The organism is Streptomyces sp. NPDC001848 (genome assembly GCF_042891915.1).
In the GTDB taxonomy this organism is placed as follows: domain Bacteria; phylum Actinomycetota; class Actinomycetes; order Streptomycetales; family Streptomycetaceae; genus Streptomyces.
This window is the reverse complement of the sequence record NZ_JBIATP010000012.1, coordinates 242,774-259,170: the sequence shown is the minus strand read 5'-3', so window position 1 is coordinate 259,170 and position 16,397 is coordinate 242,774. Positions and strand designations below refer to the sequence as shown.

Below are 16,397 nucleotides of genomic sequence, written 5' to 3'. Positions count from 1 at the left end.
TCCGCCCGCTGTCCGCCGGTGACGACCAGGGACGACGGGCGCAACGGCCGTCCGCGCTCAGACGGATGTGCCGCGGCGTCCAGTTCACCCAACCCTGCCGCCAACAGGGCCGGTTTCCTACGCTACTCTGCGCCCACCATTCGAACATCCGACTCGTCGGACTACGGAAAACGGGAGGTCCGTGCCATGCGTGGCATGCGGTTCCGTACGGCTCTGGCGGTCACGGTCGCCACGGCGACTCTGGGCACGGTCTCCGCCTGCGGCGGTAGATCCACCTCTGCGACGGGCCAACACGCGTCCGCCACGCCGTCACCGGTCGCCGTCTCACCGGTGGCCTACCTGCTCAAGGTGGAGAACGCCGCAGCCAAGGTCCACTCGGCCAGGATCGACCGGACCGTCACGGTGGGTACTCTCAGCCAGGTTCGACTTGTCGGGGAGAACGACTGGGCCAACGGTTTGCAGGCCAACGTCACCATGTCGGTGAAGTCCTCGGCTCCGAAGCCGGTCCCCGCTCTGCAGATGAAGATCCGGAGCGACGCCATGTACTTCAAGGCGCCTGCGCAGAAGGTGGCCGGTGTCGGCGGTAAGCACTGGATCAAGGAACCACTTGCCCTTCTCGCCGCGCAAGGTGCCGCCGGCAAAGCCGGGACCGATCAGCTCAAGCAGGCGAACCCGGCCATGGCTGTACGGATGGTGATCGCCGGCGGCGATCTGCGCAAGGTGGGCCAGGAGACGGTGCGCGGGGCGGCCACCACCCACTACACGGGAACGTTGGACACGGCCAAGCTGATCGCCAGCAGGCAGGGTCTGACGCCCGACGACGTGAAGTTCCTCAAGAAGCAACTCGGGGCATCAGGTGTCACCGAGGCCCACATCGACCTCTGGGTCAACAGCGACAACCTGCCGGTGGAGACGCGGGAGCAGATGGAGACGGCCACCGCCAGGGTCACCGCCACCACCTACTACTCCCGTTTCGGCGTCGCGGTCGACCTGTCCGTCCCTGATCCCTCGGACACCTTCACCCTCCACTCGGTGACCGGTGGCGACCAGACCGGCGTGGCCTGAGCCGGCAGCCTCCAGGACTCCAGGACAGGCCGGCTACCAGCTGAGTGACCCTCACCCACCGCACGCGACAGTCCTCGCCCCTATCGGGGCGGACACGCTCCCACGTCTGCGGCGGTTCACAGGTCAGGTCGGTCTCCGCCCTTCCCGTCCCCGGGGGGCATGGAGTGCCCGAACCTCGTCCTCGTCCGCTGTGGTGTCCTCCGGGGCGTCGACGTACGGGAACGAGTGGTGCTCGTGCGCCACCACCCAGCGGTCCTGCTCCTTGCGCAGGCCGAGGGTGAGCCGTAGGCGCATCTCCGGGTTCTCGGCCAGTTGCTGCGGCGTTCCGCAGCGCAGCAGGGCGTGGACGAACGCTACGTCGGTGCCGGCGGTGACGTCGATCGTCTCGATCTCGAAGCAGGCGCCCCGCGCCTGCCAGTCGAAGAACGGCGGCCAGGTCCCGCGGTAGGCCTGGACGCCGCGAACGCCCTGGTACGGCGGCGGCACGTCGAACATCACGATGTCGTCCGCGTGGTCCGCGAGCACACCGTCCATGTCCCCCCGGTGCACCGCGGCGGCCCACTGCTCGACCAGGGCCCGGATCCGTTCTGCGTCATCGGCCATCGGCGCGGCTCCCTGCTCCCGTTCACGGTTGAGCGTCCTCTCGGGAGGACAGACCGGTCTCCGCGCCGGAAGTCATCGGCGGACGCGACGCCCTTCCCGTGTTGGTGACGGCCACCGGGCCGCTTCGTCTCCCCGCCGAGCCGGTTCTCGTACGCTGAATACATGTCGTCGCCCCGCAGAACGTGCCCCGAGTGCCGTCGGGAGATCGCCGTCGTCGCGGGGCGGTTCGCACGCCACGATCCGCCGGGGGCGCGAAGCAGCGGCACGCTCGTCTCGTGCCCCGGGTCCCGTCGGCTCGCGCAGGCCGACGCCGCCCAGCCCACCCTCGACGGGTACGCCGTACCGGAGTTCCCCGGTCAGCTTCCGCTCTTCTGAGACCGGTCTCCCGGCGCGCCTTCGGCACCCCCTGCCGACGTGCCGTCAGGGCTGCCGGACGTCCATCCGGCTCACCAAGCCCTCCGCGTCGAACCGGTAGACGTGCTCGACCGTCTCCGTCCCCCACTCGTCCCCGGCCTTCGTGCGCCTCCCGGGCCTCACGGTGGCGACGACCGCCTCACGGTCGTCGTCCGGGCGCAGGCCCTCCAGGCGTACCAGTGGATGGCCGGAGGCGAACTGGCGTGCCCAGTACGCGCGTACCTCCTCGTGGCCGTGCAGTCGTACGCCGTCCAGGACGTTCGGCCAGTCGACGTCCGCGGACAGGCAGCGCGGGACGAACGCGTCGCGCTCGTCCGTGGCGAACACCTCGTACATCCGCGTCAGCAACGCCGCCCGCGCCGCCGGGATCCCCTCCGACATCCCCGCCCCGCTCAGTTCCCGGCCACCGACTTCACCGCCACGGACACCGGCGTCGAACCGCTGATCAGCTCGAGCGTCAGACCGGTTGTCGCGGGGGTGTCGACGAGTTCCGCGAGAACCGCCGCCACGTCGTCGCGCGGGATCGCGCCCCGCCCCGTGTGGGCCTCCAGGCGGACCAGGCCCTTTCCGGCGTCGTCCGTCAGCGAGCCGGGGCGCAGGATCGTCCAGTCCAGGGACTTGTGGGCGCGTACGTACGCGTCGGCCTCGCCCTTGGCGCGCAGGTACACGTCGAAGACCTCGTCGCCCGGGTGTTCGGGGTCGGCGCCCATAGACGACACGATGACGAACCGGCGCACGCCCGCCCGTTCCGCCGCGTCCGCGAAAAGGATCGCCGCGTCCCGGTCCACCGTGTGCTTGCGGGACGCGCCGCTGCCCGGGCCCGCCCCGGCCGCGAAGACGGCCGCGTCGGCTCCCTCCAGGAGCGCAGAGACCTCCTCCGCCGACGCCGACTCCAGGTCGCACACGATCGGCTCGGCGCCCGCCTCCCGCAGATCGTCGGCCTGTTCCGCCCGGCGGATGATCCCCGCGACCTCGTCACCGCGTGCGGCGAGCAACCGCTCCAGCCGCAGCGCGATCTGACCATGACCTCCAGCGATGACAATGCGCATGTTTCCGACCGTACGCCCCGACGGGGTCTTTTGCCCCATGGCCCCCACGAGTCCGCACAGGGCGCAGCGCGCTTCCCGCCATGTGCAACGACCGTACGGCAGGGCCGAGTTCCCGTCCCACCGTGACGACGAACCCGGTCGGCGTCAGGTTGTTTCCAGCCGTCCGTCACGACGGCTCGGCACCCGTCACGACAGCTCGGCACCCGTCACGACGGCTCGGCACCCGTCACGACGGCTCAGCACCGGCACGGCGGGTCCGGCCCCGTCACGGTAGGTCCTCCCGTCGTCACGAGGGGTCCTCGCACCATCACGGCGGCTCCTCCTCACGACGGGTCCGCCCGGCCCTGCCGTGGCAGCTCCAGTGCCACCGCGGCCGAGTCGCAGTACTCCCGCACCGCGCTCGTACGAGCCACCAGGCGCCCCCGGTGGATCACCACCCGGCTGTAGGCCAGCGACAGCGCGCCGGCCAGCCCGTCGGCGCGCACCGCGAGCAGTTCGGCGGGGAAACCCGCTTCCACGCGCACCTCCGGCAGCCCGAGCGCGGCCCGCGCCGACGCGCTCACCATGTCGTACGCGTCCCCGGCGGACAGCCCGTACCGCGACGCCAGCAGGTAGGCCGCCTCCAGCGGGTCTCCGCGCCCGACCGGGTTCGCCGGGTCCCGCAGCGCCCCGCTGCCGGCGGCGACCCGCACCCCGGCCGACCGCAGCAGCCGCACCGGAGCCGTGCCGCGCCGGCCGGCGCCGCCGCAGCCGCCCTGCGGCAGACAGACCACGGTGACCCCGGCGGCAGCGAGCCGGTCCGCGACCCGGGCGGCCGTCCTCGCCGGCAGGCGCCCGAGGCCGCCGCACGGTCCGAGCGTCACCCCGGGCCGCAGGCCGTCCGCCATCGCCGCGAGCCGGGAGAGCCGCACCGGATCGCGGGCGTCCGTGTGCAGGTCGACCGGGCAGCCGAACTCCGAAGCGATCTCCAGGACCGCCTCCACGTGCCCGGTGGGATCGGGATCCGCGTCCGGGCAGCCGCCCACCACCGTCGCGCCCATCTTCACCGCGTCCCGCAGCATCGCGAGTCCGTACGCGCCGGCGGCCCCCGTCAGTAGCCGCGGCATCGCCACCGCCGTCAGCTCGGCGAGCCCGCGCAGCGAGCGTCGCGCCCGCAGTACGGCGGCCAGTGCGTCCAGCCCCGGTACGTCACCGATGCGCACATGGGAGCGCAGGGCGGTCGCGCCGTGCGCGAGTTGCAGCAGCGCGGCCTCGGTGGCGCGGCGCTGGATCTCGTCCGGATGGTGCGACAACGGTGCTGCGCCGCCCGAACCGCCGGAACCGCGGCCACCACTCCTGGCATCCGCGCCGTCCGCGCCGTCGGCGGACAGGGCCGTGTCGCAGTGTGCGTGCGGCTCGGCGGGGGCCGGCAGGAGCAGATAGCCGCGCAGGTCGACGCGGGCGCCGACGGCGCCGGTCGCCAGGCTGCCGGGGGTGCCGACGGCCTCGATGCGACCACCACCGAGCCGTACGTCCACCGTGCGGCCGTCGGTGAGTCCGGCCCCGCACAACAGCAGGGTGGCCGAGTCGGCGGGTGACGACGGCGAGGGCGGGAAGTGGGGCGGCTGCGGTCGGCTGTCGGGCATCGCGCTCCTGTGGTCCACGGCACCAAAGGCAAGATCACGCAGGGTGAGTCGAGCCTAGAGTTGCGACCCGGCCGGGGCGGGGAGGAGCGCAATAGTCGTACCGGGGGTGTGGTGCGTGGGGGCACCGGGAACAGTACGGACGGGGTGCCGCGAAACGGATTTGGGCGAACGGCAGGCGACCGTGTAATGTCTTCATCGCTCGCCCCAATAGCTCAGTCGGCAGAGCGTCTCCATGGTAAGGAGAAGGTCTACGGTTCGATTCCGTATTGGGGCTCTGATGGGAGAGGTTCCCGCCGCGAGGCGGGGCCCGATCGCATCGCAGCGGTGTAGCTCAGTCGGTAGAGCAAGCGGCTCATAATCGCTGTGTCACCGGTTCAAGTCCGGTCACCGCTACTCACAGTAGCCGATTGCGGGGTCGGTCCTTCGGTCGGCTACTCTTTCTTGCGTTAAATTTCGTCTATCCGTTCGTCAAGGAGCACTCACGTGGCTGCCACCGACGTCCGCCCGAAGATCACGCTGGCCTGCGTGGAGTGCAAGGAGCGGAACTACATCACCAAGAAGAACCGGCGCAACAACCCGGATCGTCTTGAGCTGAAGAAGCACTGCCCGCGTTGCAACGCGCACACCGCGCACCGCGAGACGCGCTGATCCGGACTCACCAGCGAGGCCGTCCCCTACAACAGGGGGCGGCCTCGTGTCGTTTCTCGCCCGCGCCACGCACGCACGTTCGTCGCAGGCGCGACGATGCGGGCGGCCGGCAGATGGGACGATGTGGGCGGTCCGTCGGCCGGACCGTCTCCGAAGACCTGTATCGGCGGTCCGTCGGCCGGACCGTCTCCGGACCGGGCGGCTCGTCCAGCGCGGTCAACCACAGCACACACCAGGAGGTGCCGAGCCCATGGCGCTCGACCAGTCCTTCGTGGGGCGGTCCTACCCGCCCACCGACCCCTATGAGGTCGGCCGGGAGAAGATCCGCGAGTTCGCGGAGGCGATCGGGGACGCCAACCCGGCCTACACGGACCCGGAGGCCGCCAAGGCGCTCGGTCACCCCGATGTGATCGCCCCGCCGACGTTCGTGTTCGCGATCACCTACAGGGCCGCGGGCCAGGTCATCGAGGACCCCCAGCTCGGCCTGGACTACAGCCGCGTCGTGCACGGCGACCAGAGGTTCGTCTACACCCGCCCGGTCCGCGCCGGGGACCTGCTCAGCGTCACCTCCACCATCGAGTCGATCAAGACCCTGGCCGGCAACGACGTTCTGGACATCCGCGGTGAGGTCCACGACGAGGTCGGCGAGCACGTGGTGACCGCCTGGACGAAGCTCGTCGCCAGGGCGCCGGAAGAGGGGGAGTGACTCGGATGACCGCGAAGATTGCGTACGACACCGTCGAGGTCGGCACCGAACTGCCGGCCCAGACCTTCCCGGTGACCCGCGCCACGCTCGTGCGGTACGCGGGCGCCTCCGGGGACTTCAACCCGATCCACTGGAACGAGAAGTTCGCCAGGGAGGTCGGACTGCCCGACGTCATCGCGCACGGCATGTTCACCATGGCCGAGGCGATCCGAGTGGTGACCGACTGGGTGGGCGACCCGGGCGCGGTCGTCGAGTACGGCGTCCGCTTCACCAGGCCCGTCGTCGTCCCCAACGACGACCGGGGCGCCCTCATCGAGGTCAGCGGCAAGGTCGCGGCCAAGCTCGACGACCACACGGTCCGCGTCGACCTCACGGCGACCAGTGGCGGCCAGAAGGTGCTGGGCATGTCGCGGGCGGTCGTACGGCTCGCCTGAGCTGCGGTCGAAGGGTTCGGTAAGGGGCGTTCGCCACTGCGGGCGCCCCTTACCGACCGCCTGCGCGTGCTCATCAACTGCCTGGTCGCCATGGGCTTTCCGCCCGACCACCGGGTCTGGGAGGGGCTCTACCCGTCGGCGCGGGCCAAGGACCGGCTGGAGAAGCGGGCCGAGGACCGGCAACGGACTCGCCGTCGCCTCCGGGCCCCTCATCGGCGGCAGTCTCACCGAACACGTGTCCTGGCATTGGATCTTCTGGCTGAACGTCCCGCTGGGCCTCGTCGTCCTGCCGCTCGCTCCCCATGAGCAGCACGCCACGTGCGCGTACGGCCCCGTCCCCGGTGGCGGGGCCATACGCGCGCGTGCGGGGCTGTCGGTGCCGTCTCGTAGTCTTGGGCGCGTGCAGGAACTCCACGACGCCCCGCTCGCCCCGCTGACCACCTTCCGGCTGGGCGGCCCCGCGCACCGCCTGATCACCGCCACCAGCGACGCCGAGGTGATCGAAGCCGTCCGCGAGGCCGACGACTCCGGTACGCCGCTGCTGCTGATCGGCGGCGGATCCAACCTGGTCATCGGCGACAAGGGCTTCGGCGGCACCGCCCTGCGGATCGCGACGAAGGGTTTCTCCCTCGACGGCACGAAGCTGGAACTGGCCGCGGGCGAAGTGTGGAGCGACGCCGTCGCCCGCACCGTCGAGGCCGGGCTCGCCGGTGTCGAATGCCTCGCCGGAATCCCGGGCTCCGCAGGTGCGACCCCGATCCAGAACGTGGGGGCGTACGGCCAGGAGGTCTCCTCGACCCTCACCGAGGTGATCGCCTACGACCGCAGGACCCGCGAGACGGTCACGATCCCGAACGCCGAGTGCGCGTTCTCGTACCGCCACAGCCGCTTCAAGGCCGACCCCGACCGGCATGTCGTCCTGCGCGTCCGCTTCGAGCTTCAGGACGCGCGGGGACTGTCCGCGCCCATCCGGTACGCCGAGACCGCCCGCGCCCTCGGCGTCGAGCCCGGCGACCGCGTGCCGCTGGCCGACGCCCGGGACACCGTGCTGAAGCTGCGTTCGGGGAAGGGCATGGTCCTGGACCCGGAGGACCACGACACCTGGTCGGCGGGCTCCTTCTTCACCAACCCGATCCTCACGGACCAGGACTTCGCCGCGTTCCGCGCCCGCGTGAAGGAGCGGCTGGGCCAGGAGGCGGAGCCGCCCGCGTACCCCGCGGGGGAGGGGCACACCAAGACGTCGGCGGCCTGGCTGATCGACAAGGCGGGCTTCACCAAGGGGTACGGCACCGGGCCCGCCCGCATCTCCACCAAGCACACCCTGGCCCTCACCAACCGGGGCGGCGCCACCACCGAGGACCTGCTGGCACTGGCCCGCGAGGTCGTGGCGGGCGTGCGCGAGGCCTTCGGGATCACCCTGGTGAACGAGCCGGTGACGGTCGGCGTGACCCTCTGAGCCGACCGATCGACTCCGCCTGGAGGTGGGGGAAGTCCGCCGGCGGTCTCCTTCTCAGGCGTCGGACGGGCCGGGCGCGCCCAGCCAGTCGTCGACCCCCGCCAGGAGTTTCGCCTTCACGTCCTCCGGGGCCGCCGACCCCCGTACCGACTGGCGGGCCAGTTCCGCCAGTTCCTCGTCCGTGAAGCCGTGGTGACGCCGGGCCAGTTCGTACTGGGCCGCCAGGCGGGAGCCGAAGAGGAGGGGGTCGTCGGCGCCCAGGGCCATCGGGACGCCCGCCTCGTACAGCGTCCGCAGCGGGACGTCCTCCGGCTTCTCGTACACCCCGAGCGCCACGTTCGACGCCGGGCACACCTCGCAGGTCACGCCCCGGTCGGCGAGGCGCCGGAGCAGGCGCGGGTCCTCCGCGGCCCGCACGCCGTGCCCCACACGGTTCGCGTGCAGGTCGTCCAGGCAGTCACGGACCGAGGCCGGGCCCGTCAGCTCGCCCCCGTGCGGTGCCGACAGCAGGCCGCCGTCGCGGGCGATGGCGAAGGCGCGGTCGAAGTCCCGTGCCATGCCCCGCCGCTCGTCGTTCGACAGGCCGAAGCCGACCACGCCCCGGTCGCGGTAGCGGACCGCCAGGCGGGCCAGCGTGCGCGCGTCCAGCGGGTGCTTCATGCGGTTCGCGGCGACCAGGACCCGCATGCCGAGACCGGTCTCCCGCATCGCCGTCTCCACCGCGTCCAGGATGATCTCCAGCGCCGGGATCAGACCGCCCAGGCGTGGCGCGTACGACGTCGGATCGACCTGGATCTCCAGCCAGCCCGAGCCGTCCCTGATGTCCTCCTCCGCCGCCTCGCGCACCAGCCGCTGGATGTCCTCGGGCTCCCGCAGGCACGAGCGTGCCGCGTCGTACAGCCGCTGGAAGCGGAACCAGCCCCGCTCGTCCGTCGCCCGCAGCCTCGGTGGTTCTCCGCCGGTCAGGGCTTCGGTGAGCGCCTCGGGCAGACGCACGCCGTACTTGTCGGCCAGTTCCAGCAGGGTGGTGGGCCGCATCGACCCGGTGAAGTGCAGGTGCAGATGGGCCTTCGGCAGCTCAGAGACATCACGTACGTGCTCCATCCGAGGATCCTGCCGTACGTCCAGGTCGTCCCGGTAGCGCTTTCCCCGAACGTGGTCTTGCTCGCACACGCGAACGGGCCGCCTCCCCGGAGGGAAACGGCCCGCACACGCGCGTGAAGGACGCGGGGACGTCAGTCCCGCGCCTCCGCCAGCAGCTTCTGGATCCGGCTCACGCCCTCGACCAGGTCCTCGTCCCCGAGGGCGTACGACAGCCTCAGGTAACCCGGCGTGCCGAACGCCTCGCCCGGGACCACCGCGACCTCGGCCTCCTCCAGGATCAGCGCGGCCAGCTCCACGGTGTCCTTCGGACGCTTGCCGCGGATCTCCTTGCCGATCAGCGCCTTGACCGACGGGTACGCGTAGAAGGCGCCCTCCGGCTCCGGGCACACCACGCCGTCGATCTCGTTCAGCATCCGCACGATGGTCTTGCGGCGCCGGTCGAACGCCTCGCGCATCTTCGCGACCGCGTCCAGGCTGCCCGAGACGGCAGCCAGCGCGGCGACCTGGGAGACGTTCGCCACGTTCGACGTGGCGTGCGACTGCAGGTTCGTCGCAGCCTTCACGACGTCCTTCGGGCCGATGATCCACCCGACCCGCCAGCCCGTCATGGCGTACGTCTTCGCCACACCGTTGACCACGATGCACTTGTCGCGCAGCTCCGGCAGGAGCGCGGGCAGCGACACGCGGGCCGCGTCGCCGTAGACCAGGTGCTCGTAGATCTCGTCGGTCAGCACCCACAGGCCGTGCTCGACGGCCCAGCGGCCGATCGCCTCGGTCTCGGCCTCGGTGTAGACCGCGCCGGTCGGGTTGGAGGGGGAGACGAACAGGACGACCTTCGTCTTCTCGGTGCGGGCCGCCTCCAGCTGCTCGACGGAGACGCGGTAGCCGGTCGTCTCGTCCGCGACGACCTCCACCGGGACACCGCCGGCCAGCCGGATCGACTCCGGGTACGTCGTCCAGTACGGCGCCGGGACGATCACCTCGTCGCCCGGGTCGAGGATCGCGGCGAAGGCCTCGTAGATGGCCTGCTTGCCGCCGTTGGTGACGAGGATCTGCGAGGGGTCCACCTCGTAGCCGGAGTCGCGCAGCGTCTTGGCGGCGATCGCGACCTTCAGCTCGGGCAGGCCGCCAGCCGGCGTGTAGCGGTGGTACTTCGGGTTCTTGCAGGCCTCGACGGCCGCTTCGACGATGTAGTCCGGCGTCGGGAAGTCGGGCTCACCGGCGCCGAAGCCGATCACCGGGCGCCCGGCGGCCTTGAGGGCCTTCGCCTTGGCGTCCACGGCGAGGGTGGCGGACTCGGAGATCGCCCCGACCCGGGCGGAGACCCGGCGCTCGGTGGGAGGGGTTGCAGCGCTCATGAGGCCCATGGTTTCAGACAGGAAACGCGCCCGGCACGCGGGTTTCACAGACTGAACAAGAAGGGATCGACGGCTGAACATGCGTCCGGATCCGCGCGTCCGCCTGGCCGATCTTTCGCCGGCAAGCCGCCTACGGGTGCTTTCTGTTCGACGACCGGGCGCGGAACACGTACACTCTCACCTCGTTGGCCATCAGCGGCCGCGACCGGCGGTGCACACCGAGCACCCGGCTGGATGCGGTACGTTGGGGTACACACAAAGGGTCGTAGCTCAATTGGTAGAGCACCGGTCTCCAAAACCGGCGGTTGGGGGTTCAAGTCCCTCCGGCCCTGCTACACACTCCTTCACCAGGAAGTGTGCGCACAGTACGTACGTAATGCACTCGCCGTGCGGCTCCACCGGGCGCGGCACGGTCACGACCCGGGAATCAGGTGAGGACGAGTGACGGACGCCGTGGGCTCCATCGACATGCCTGACGCCCAGGACGAGGTGCAGGAGTCGAAGAAGAAGGCCCGCAAGGGTGGCAAGCGAGCCAAGAAGGGCCCGCTGAAGCGCCTTGCCCTTTTCTACCGCCAGATCATCGCGGAACTCCGCAAGGTCGTCTGGCCGACCCGCAACCAGCTGACGTCGTACACCACCGTGGTGATCTTCTTCGTAGCGATCATGATCGCCGTGGTGACCCTGATCGACTATGGGCTCAGCCACGCCGCCAAGTACGTCTTCGGCTGAGCCGCGAGCGAAGGACGCCGTCGTGCCCGGCGTCCCTTTCGCATGTTCCACCCCTATGTATCCAGGAAGAAGCAGCCACCGTGTCTGACCCGAACCTGAACGACGCCATGGAGCCTCGCGGGGAGGCCGTCGAGTCCGTGGATGACGAGCTCGACATCGTCGAGGGCGCGGACGAGGTCGACGAGGCCGAGGCTGCCGAAGCCGCCGCGGGCGAGCCGGCCGAGGAGACCGCCCTGCACGTGGAGGGCGAGGACGAGGCCGCGTCCGAGGACGCCGAGGCCGAGGGCGAGCCGGAGCCCGAGCTCGACCCGGTCGAGAAGCTCCGCGAGGAGCTGCGCTCGCTGCCCGGCGAGTGGTACGTGATCCACACCTACGCCGGCTACGAGAAGCGGGTGAAGGCGAACCTGGAGCAGCGTGCCGTCACGCTGAACGTCGAGGAGTACATCTACCAGGCCGAGGTCCCCGAGGAAGAGATCGTCCAGATCAAGAACGGCGAGCGGAAGACCGTCAAGCAGAACAAGCTGCCCGGTTACGTCCTCGTCCGTATGGACCTGACGAACGAGTCCTGGGGCGTCGTCCGCAACACTCCCGGCGTCACGGGCTTCGTCGGCAACGCCTACGACCCCTACCCGCTGTCCCTCGACGAGGTCGTCAAGATGCTCGCCCCGGAGGCCGAGGCCAAGGCCGCCCGTGAGGCCGCCGAGGCCGAGGGCAAGCCGGCTCCGCAGCGCAAGGTCGAGGTCCAGGTGCTGGACTTCGAGGTCGGCGACTCGGTCACCGTCACCGACGGCCCGTTCGCCACGCTGCAGGCGACCATCAACGAGATCAACCCCGACTCGAAGAAGGTCAAGGGCCTGGTGGAGATCTTCGGCCGCGAGACGCCGGTCGAGCTCTCCTTCGACCAGATCCAGAAGAACTAGTTCCGTCTGGTTCCTCTGCCGCACCAGCCACCGCTCAGGTCGGACGGACTCCCCTTGGGGGCCGTCTGACCTGTCGGTTTTTGGCCGCGCAACAGTACCCGTTATCGTTGTGCGGTATGCCTCCATCCGGATGATCCGGGCGATCGAGCCCAAGGTGATCCGGGCGACACCGCCCAAGGATGGCGGCGGAACACTCTCACTAAGGACCCGGAGAGAGCTATGCCTCCCAAGAAGAAGAAGGTCACGGGGCTCATCAAGCTCCAGATCCAGGCCGGCGCCGCCAACCCGGCCCCGCCGGTCGGTCCGGCGCTGGGTCAGCACGGCGTCAACATCATGGAGTTCTGCAAGGCCTACAACGCCGCGACCGAGTCGCAGCGCGGTTGGGTCATCCCGGTGGAGATCACGGTCTACGAGGACCGTTCCTTCACCTTCGTCACCAAGACTCCGCCGGCCGCCAAGATGATCCTCAAGGCCGCGGGCATCGAGAAGGGCTCCGGCGAGCCGCACAAGACCAAGGTCGCCAAGATCACCCAGGCGCAGGTCCGCGAGATCGCCGAGACCAAGATGCCGGACCTCAACGCCAACGACCTGGACGCCGCCGCGAAGATCATCGCCGGCACCGCCCGTTCCATGGGCGTCACGGTCGAGGGCTGAGCCCCACCTTCGTAACCATGCGGCCTCGGCCGCACGTGGCAGGGCCTGCTCGGCCCGTACCACGACTCCTTCAGAACACACAGGAGCAGTTGTGAGCAAGCGCAGCAAGGCTCTCCGCGCTGCGGACGCCAAGATCGACCGGGAGAAGCTCTACGCCCCGCTCGAGGCCGTCCGTCTCGCCAAGGAGACCTCCACGACCAAGTTCGACGGCACCGTCGAGGTGGCCCTGCGTCTGGGTGTCGACCCGCGCAAGGCCGACCAGATGGTCCGCGGCACCGTGAACCTCCCGCACGGCACCGGTAAGACCGCCCGGGTCCTGGTCTTCGCGACCGGTGACCGTGCCGAGGCCGCTCGCGCCGCGGGCGCCGACATCGTCGGCGCCGACGAGCTGATCGACGAGGTGTCGAAGGGCCGTCTGGACTTCGACGCCGTCGTCGCCACCCCGGACCTCATGGGCAAGGTCGGCCGCCTCGGCCGCGTGCTCGGTCCCCGTGGTCTGATGCCGAACCCCAAGACCGGCACCGTGACCCCGGACGTGGCGAAGGCCGTCACCGACATCAAGGGCGGCAAGATCGAGTTCCGCGTCGACAAGCACTCGAACCTGCACTTCATCATCGGCAAGACGTCGTTCGACGACACCAAGCTGGTGGAGAACTACGGCGCGGCGCTGGAGGAGATCCTCCGTCTGAAGCCGTCCGCCGCCAAGGGTCGCTACATCAAGAAGGCCGCGGTCAGCACCACGATGGGCCCCGGCATCCCGGTCGACCCGAACCGCACCCGCAACCTCCTCGTCGAGGAGGACCCGGCCGCGGTCTGAGCCCTCAGGCTCACCCCAGTCGGACACGGGCCCCGCACCTTCCGAGGTGCGGGGCCCGCCCCGTTTCCCGGCGCGGGTGAGACGCGGGGCACATGCCGTTTCCCGTGAGTGCGTGCCGAACCCCCGGGGCCGGAGTTAGCGTGAAGATCACGGAGCGCACCAGGGGGGAACGTATGAGGCACGGCATCTTCAGGCGCGGGATCCTCCCGGTCGCGGCGGCCGTCGCCCTGTCCGCCCTGACGGCGTGCAGCCACTCCGGCGACGGTGACTCCTCCCAGCGCTCCGCGGAGCCGTCCGGCGGTCGGGCCGCCCATGTCGACCCGCGGTCACTGGCGGCCCTGCGAGCCGTCGAGAAGGCCACCTCAAAGGCCGGCTCCGCCCGGGTCGAGGCCACGACGTCCATGGGCGGCATGCTCGCCCTGGAGACGGGCGGCCTGCTCGGCTGGGCCCGCGACTCGGTGGGCACGCTCCGGATCACCTACACGGGCGGGCAGCTCGCCGAGACGATGCGCGCGCTGGGCACCACGTCGATGGAGGCCCGGCTGCTGCCCGACGCCTACTACGCGAAGGTGGGCGACGCGTTCGCACGGCGCCTGCACGGCCGGCACTGGATCAGGTACGCCTACGACGACCTGGCGGCCCTGCCGGGCGGCTCGGGGGCGTATCTGACGGACCAACTGCGCAACACCGCCCCGCTGCAGCCGGTCAGGCTGCTGCTCGCCTCCGGGGACGTGCGCAGGGTCGGCGAGGAGACGGTACGCGGCCGCCGCACCACGCACTACTCGGGCACGGTCACCCCGGCGTCCCTCACGGGAGCCCTGAAGGAGCAACTGGAGCAGGCCGGCGTCACCAAGGAGACGGTCGACCTCTGGGTCGACGACGACGACCTGCTGGTCAAGAAGACCGAGCGGGGTGAGCTGTCGAGCGGCCGGATGTCCTCGACGGCGTATTACCGGGACTACGGCGTGAAGGTGACGGCACCTCGGCCTCCGCAGCCGGACACGGCCGACTTCGAGGACCTGCTGGGGACGCGGGGCTCCTAGGGCCTGATCCGAACGAAAGACCCTAGAGGTGCGGTGGGCCGCCCTGATTGCTCCCCGGGGAGCGGATTTGCTTGACGGCGATTCGTTCCCGTACTCTCCTACAGAAGCCAAAGACCGCTGGTCGTTGCCGTGCGCTCGAACGAGGGCGCGGTGGCCGAAGGATCCGCTGAACTGCGGACGACCCGCGCAGGTGACAGTGGAAGAGCTCCCGGAGTACGTACGCCGAGACGTGCGTGCAGCCGGTCGAGTCCGCCCCGTGCGCCTGCGCCGGGGCGTTTCGTTTTCCCCAGTCCTCCTTCGGGTCCGCGCGGTCCGAATCACCCGGAAGGAGGCCGAGGCTCTATGGCGAGGCCCGACAAGGCTGCCGCGGTTGCGGAGCTGACGGACAAGTTCCGCAGCTCCAACGCCGCCGTGCTGACCGAGTACCGCGGTCTCACCGTGGCGCAGCTCAAGACGCTGCGCCGGTCGCTCGGTGAGAACGCCCAGTACGCCGTGGTGAAGAACACGCTGACCAAGATTGCGGCCAACGAGGCCGGGATCACGCTGGACGACCAGCTCTTCGCTGGTCCGACGGCCGTCGCCTTCGTCACCGGTGACCCGGTGGAGTCGGCGAAGGGTCTCCGTGACTTCGCCAAGGACAACCCGAATCTCGTCATCAAGGGCGGTGTCCTTGACGGCAAGGCGCTGTCCGCCGACGAGATCAAGAAGCTTGCGGACCTCGAGTCCCGCGAGGTTCTGCTCAGCAAGCTGGCCGGTGCCTTCAAGGCGAAGCAGTCCCAGGCTGCCTCCGTCTTCCAGGCGCTGCCGTCGAAGCTCGTCCGCACCGTGGACGCGCTGCGCGCCAAGCAGGCCGAGCAGGGCGGTGCCGAGTAATTCGGCTCGCTTTCTGACCCGCACCGAAGGCGCGGGTCGCAGCGGGCCGACGTACGCCCGCCTTATCCAGTACATCCGGCACCTGCCGATTTGAGTGGAAGGACCGCCATCATGGCGAAGCTCACCCAGGACGAGCTGCTTGCCCAGTTCGAGGAGATGACCCTCATCGAGCTCTCCGAGTTCGTGAAGGCCTTCGAGGAGAAGTTCGACGTCACCGCCGCCGCTGCCGCGCCGGTCGTCGTCGCCGGTGGCGCCGGTGCCGGCGCCGAGGCCGCCGCCGAGGAGGAGAAGGACGAGTTCGACGTCATCCTCACCGGTGCCGGCGACAAGAAGATCCAGGTCATCAAGGTCGTGCGCGAGCTGACCTCCCTGGGCCTGAAGGAGGCCAAGGACCTGGTCGACGGTGCGCCGAAGCCGGTTCTCGAGAAGGTCAACAAGGAGGCCGCGGACAAGGCGAAGGAGTCCCTCGAGGGCGCCGGCGCCTCGGTCGAGGTCAAGTAAGACCTTCGCGGGTCCACCAGGACTCCGGGTCCGCACAGGACCCGAGGGGGCCGTACGGAGCGACGCTCCGTACGGCCCCCTTTCGCATGTGCCAACACCCTGGTGGCCCGCGAAGCCCACCGACCGCTGCCGCCGCTCGGCCGGGACGGTGGTGTCGGCCCGGAAGGGTACGCCGGCCACCGTGCGCCCCCACGGCCGGGAGCCGACGGCCCCCGGGCCGGAGCCGGCCGCCTGTGAGCCTGTGACGGGCGGTGCGGTGGCCGGGAAGCCGGGAGGCCGGTATGCACGGGCTCCTCAGACCGGCGGCGCGCATTGCTTGCCCATCCTGGGTCGGCGGCGCGCATTGCTTGCCCATCCTGGGTCGGCGGCGCGCATTGCTTGCCCATCCTGGGTCGGCG

19 protein-coding genes, 3 tRNA genes and 1 pseudogene are annotated in these 16,397 nt (G+C 70.3%); 17 read left to right on the top strand and 6 right to left on the bottom strand.

Going from position 1 to position 16,397, the window contains the following annotated elements; translation table 11 throughout:
- Nucleotides 1–186 precede the first annotated feature (186 nt).
- The gene (locus tag ACFYZJ_RS25585; RefSeq protein ID WP_388571605.1) at nucleotides 187–1,065 is read left to right on the top strand and encodes a hypothetical protein; all 879 of its coding nucleotides are present in this window, start codon (nucleotides 187–189) and stop codon (nucleotides 1,063–1,065) included.
- Between the two features lie 123 nt (nucleotides 1,066–1,188).
- Here ACFYZJ_RS25585 and ACFYZJ_RS25580 read toward each other — a convergent pair whose 3' ends face one another.
- Entirely contained in the window at nucleotides 1,189–1,668 is a 480-nt protein-coding gene (locus ACFYZJ_RS25580; protein WP_388571603.1) for a nuclear transport factor 2 family protein, read from the bottom strand.
- 162 nt (nucleotides 1,669–1,830) lie between these two features.
- Between ACFYZJ_RS25580 and ACFYZJ_RS25575 the strand changes: the two genes are divergently transcribed.
- A complete protein-coding gene (locus ACFYZJ_RS25575; protein ID WP_388571601.1) occupies nucleotides 1,831–2,043 on the top strand; it encodes a hypothetical protein in 213 nt (70 codons plus the stop codon).
- Between the two features lie 45 nt (nucleotides 2,044–2,088).
- Here ACFYZJ_RS25575 and ACFYZJ_RS25570 read toward each other — a convergent pair whose 3' ends face one another.
- The 3 genes from ACFYZJ_RS25570 to ACFYZJ_RS25560 all read right to left on the bottom strand — a co-directional run bounded on the left by ACFYZJ_RS25570 (nucleotide 2,089) and on the right by ACFYZJ_RS25560 (nucleotide 4,756).
- Complete coding sequence (locus ACFYZJ_RS25570; protein ID WP_388571599.1) at nucleotides 2,089–2,463, bottom strand: nuclear transport factor 2 family protein; 375 nt, start codon at nucleotides 2,461–2,463, stop codon at nucleotides 2,089–2,091.
- An 11-nt stretch (nucleotides 2,464–2,474) separates the two neighbouring features.
- Nucleotides 2,475–3,131 carry an SDR family oxidoreductase gene (locus tag ACFYZJ_RS25565; protein WP_388571597.1) on the bottom strand — a complete coding sequence of 219 codons (657 nt, stop codon included), beginning with the start codon at nucleotides 3,129–3,131 and terminating at the stop codon, nucleotides 2,475–2,477.
- Between the two features lie 323 nt (nucleotides 3,132–3,454).
- A complete protein-coding gene (locus tag ACFYZJ_RS25560) occupies nucleotides 3,455–4,756 on the bottom strand; it encodes an amidohydrolase family protein (RefSeq protein WP_388571595.1) in 1,302 nt (433 codons plus the stop codon).
- Nucleotides 4,757–4,957: 201 nt separating this feature from the next.
- Here ACFYZJ_RS25560 and ACFYZJ_RS25555 point away from each other — a divergent pair.
- From ACFYZJ_RS25555 to ACFYZJ_RS25525, 7 genes and pseudogenes are all read left to right on the top strand, one after another.
- Nucleotides 4,958–5,030 (top strand) — tRNA-Thr (locus tag ACFYZJ_RS25555).
- 46 nt (nucleotides 5,031–5,076) lie between these two features.
- A tRNA-Met gene (locus ACFYZJ_RS25550) sits at nucleotides 5,077–5,149 on the top strand.
- A 90-nt stretch (nucleotides 5,150–5,239) separates the two neighbouring features.
- Nucleotides 5,240–5,404: a 50S ribosomal protein L33 gene (gene rpmG, locus ACFYZJ_RS25545; RefSeq protein WP_067397031.1), complete on the top strand. Its 165-nt coding sequence runs from the start codon at nucleotides 5,240–5,242 to the stop codon at nucleotides 5,402–5,404.
- Between the two features lie 250 nt (nucleotides 5,405–5,654).
- Nucleotides 5,655–6,110, top strand: coding sequence for a MaoC family dehydratase N-terminal domain-containing protein (locus ACFYZJ_RS25540; protein WP_388571592.1), 456 nt, complete (start codon nucleotides 5,655–5,657; stop codon nucleotides 6,108–6,110).
- 5 nt (nucleotides 6,111–6,115) lie between these two features.
- A complete protein-coding gene (locus tag ACFYZJ_RS25535) occupies nucleotides 6,116–6,544 on the top strand; it encodes a MaoC family dehydratase (RefSeq protein WP_388571590.1) in 429 nt (142 codons plus the stop codon).
- Nucleotides 6,545–6,610: 66 nt separating this feature from the next.
- Nucleotides 6,611–6,709, top strand: a pseudogene (locus ACFYZJ_RS25530) (TetR family transcriptional regulator); the annotation flags it as partial.
- A 235-nt stretch (nucleotides 6,710–6,944) separates the two neighbouring features.
- Nucleotides 6,945–8,000, top strand: coding sequence for a UDP-N-acetylmuramate dehydrogenase (locus tag ACFYZJ_RS25525; protein ID WP_388571589.1), 1,056 nt, complete (start codon nucleotides 6,945–6,947; stop codon nucleotides 7,998–8,000).
- 54 nt (nucleotides 8,001–8,054) lie between these two features.
- Here the strand turns inward: ACFYZJ_RS25525 and ACFYZJ_RS25520 are convergent, their stop codons facing one another.
- Both ACFYZJ_RS25520 and ACFYZJ_RS25515 read right to left on the bottom strand, forming a co-directional pair.
- Nucleotides 8,055–9,104, bottom strand: a complete 1,050-nt coding sequence (locus ACFYZJ_RS25520) for an adenosine deaminase (RefSeq protein ID WP_388571587.1) — start codon at nucleotides 9,102–9,104, stop codon at nucleotides 8,055–8,057.
- A 131-nt stretch (nucleotides 9,105–9,235) separates the two neighbouring features.
- Nucleotides 9,236–10,462: a pyridoxal phosphate-dependent aminotransferase gene (locus ACFYZJ_RS25515; RefSeq protein ID WP_388571586.1), complete on the bottom strand. Its 1,227-nt coding sequence runs from the start codon at nucleotides 10,460–10,462 to the stop codon at nucleotides 9,236–9,238.
- A 259-nt stretch (nucleotides 10,463–10,721) separates the two neighbouring features.
- On the opposite strand from ACFYZJ_RS25515, the gene ACFYZJ_RS25510 reads away from it, so the two are divergent.
- The 8 genes from ACFYZJ_RS25510 to rplL all read left to right on the top strand — a co-directional run bounded on the left by ACFYZJ_RS25510 (nucleotide 10,722) and on the right by rplL (nucleotide 15,999).
- Nucleotides 10,722–10,794 (top strand) — tRNA-Trp (locus ACFYZJ_RS25510).
- 109 nt (nucleotides 10,795–10,903) lie between these two features.
- Complete coding sequence (secE, locus tag ACFYZJ_RS25505; RefSeq protein WP_388571584.1) at nucleotides 10,904–11,191, top strand: preprotein translocase subunit SecE; 288 nt, start codon at nucleotides 10,904–10,906, stop codon at nucleotides 11,189–11,191.
- Between the two features lie 80 nt (nucleotides 11,192–11,271).
- On the top strand, nucleotides 11,272–12,111 hold the full coding sequence (gene nusG, locus ACFYZJ_RS25500; RefSeq protein WP_388571582.1) for a transcription termination/antitermination protein NusG: 840 nt from the start codon (nucleotides 11,272–11,274) through the stop codon (nucleotides 12,109–12,111).
- A gap of 219 nt (nucleotides 12,112–12,330) precedes the next feature.
- Nucleotides 12,331–12,765 (top strand): 50S ribosomal protein L11, encoded by a 435-nt coding sequence (gene rplK, locus ACFYZJ_RS25495; RefSeq protein ID WP_388571581.1) that lies wholly within the window; start codon nucleotides 12,331–12,333, stop codon nucleotides 12,763–12,765.
- A 91-nt stretch (nucleotides 12,766–12,856) separates the two neighbouring features.
- A complete protein-coding gene (rplA, locus tag ACFYZJ_RS25490; protein ID WP_388571579.1) occupies nucleotides 12,857–13,582 on the top strand; it encodes a 50S ribosomal protein L1 in 726 nt (241 codons plus the stop codon).
- A gap of 173 nt (nucleotides 13,583–13,755) precedes the next feature.
- Nucleotides 13,756–14,625 carry a hypothetical protein gene (locus tag ACFYZJ_RS25485; protein WP_388571577.1) on the top strand — a complete coding sequence of 290 codons (870 nt, stop codon included), beginning with the start codon at nucleotides 13,756–13,758 and terminating at the stop codon, nucleotides 14,623–14,625.
- A gap of 342 nt (nucleotides 14,626–14,967) precedes the next feature.
- Nucleotides 14,968–15,498: a 50S ribosomal protein L10 gene (rplJ, locus tag ACFYZJ_RS25480; protein WP_030641169.1), complete on the top strand. Its 531-nt coding sequence runs from the start codon at nucleotides 14,968–14,970 to the stop codon at nucleotides 15,496–15,498.
- Between the two features lie 111 nt (nucleotides 15,499–15,609).
- On the top strand, nucleotides 15,610–15,999 hold the full coding sequence (gene rplL, locus ACFYZJ_RS25475; protein ID WP_388571575.1) for a 50S ribosomal protein L7/L12: 390 nt from the start codon (nucleotides 15,610–15,612) through the stop codon (nucleotides 15,997–15,999).
- The last annotated feature ends 398 nt before the right edge of the window (nucleotides 16,000–16,397 follow it).

Bases quoted from the DNA above. Each gene is read 5' to 3' on its own strand.
- ACFYZJ_RS25585 (WP_388571605.1), top strand. From the start codon at position 187: ATGCGTGGCATGCGGTTCCGTACGGCTCTGGCGGTCACGGTCGCCACG.
- ACFYZJ_RS25580 (WP_388571603.1), bottom strand. From the start codon at position 1,668: ATGGCCGATGACGCAGAACGGATCCGGGCCCTGGTCGAGCAGTGGGCC.
- ACFYZJ_RS25575 (WP_388571601.1), top strand. From the start codon at position 1,831: ATGTCGTCGCCCCGCAGAACGTGCCCCGAGTGCCGTCGGGAGATCGCC.
- ACFYZJ_RS25570 (WP_388571599.1), bottom strand. From the start codon at position 2,463: ATGTCGGAGGGGATCCCGGCGGCGCGGGCGGCGTTGCTGACGCGGATG.
- ACFYZJ_RS25565 (WP_388571597.1), bottom strand. From the start codon at position 3,131: ATGCGCATTGTCATCGCTGGAGGTCATGGTCAGATCGCGCTGCGGCTG.
- ACFYZJ_RS25560 (WP_388571595.1), bottom strand. From the start codon at position 4,756: ATGCCCGACAGCCGACCGCAGCCGCCCCACTTCCCGCCCTCGCCGTCG.
- ACFYZJ_RS25540 (WP_388571592.1), top strand. From the start codon at position 5,655: ATGGCGCTCGACCAGTCCTTCGTGGGGCGGTCCTACCCGCCCACCGAC.
- ACFYZJ_RS25535 (WP_388571590.1), top strand. From the start codon at position 6,116: ATGACCGCGAAGATTGCGTACGACACCGTCGAGGTCGGCACCGAACTG.
- ACFYZJ_RS25520 (WP_388571587.1), bottom strand. From the start codon at position 9,104: ATGGAGCACGTACGTGATGTCTCTGAGCTGCCGAAGGCCCATCTGCAC.
- ACFYZJ_RS25515 (WP_388571586.1), bottom strand. From the start codon at position 10,462: ATGAGCGCTGCAACCCCTCCCACCGAGCGCCGGGTCTCCGCCCGGGTC.
- rplK (WP_388571581.1), top strand. From the start codon at position 12,331: ATGCCTCCCAAGAAGAAGAAGGTCACGGGGCTCATCAAGCTCCAGATC.
- ACFYZJ_RS25485 (WP_388571577.1), top strand. From the start codon at position 13,756: ATGAGGCACGGCATCTTCAGGCGCGGGATCCTCCCGGTCGCGGCGGCC.
- rplJ (WP_030641169.1), top strand. From the start codon at position 14,968: ATGGCGAGGCCCGACAAGGCTGCCGCGGTTGCGGAGCTGACGGACAAG.
- rplL (WP_388571575.1), top strand. From the start codon at position 15,610: ATGGCGAAGCTCACCCAGGACGAGCTGCTTGCCCAGTTCGAGGAGATG.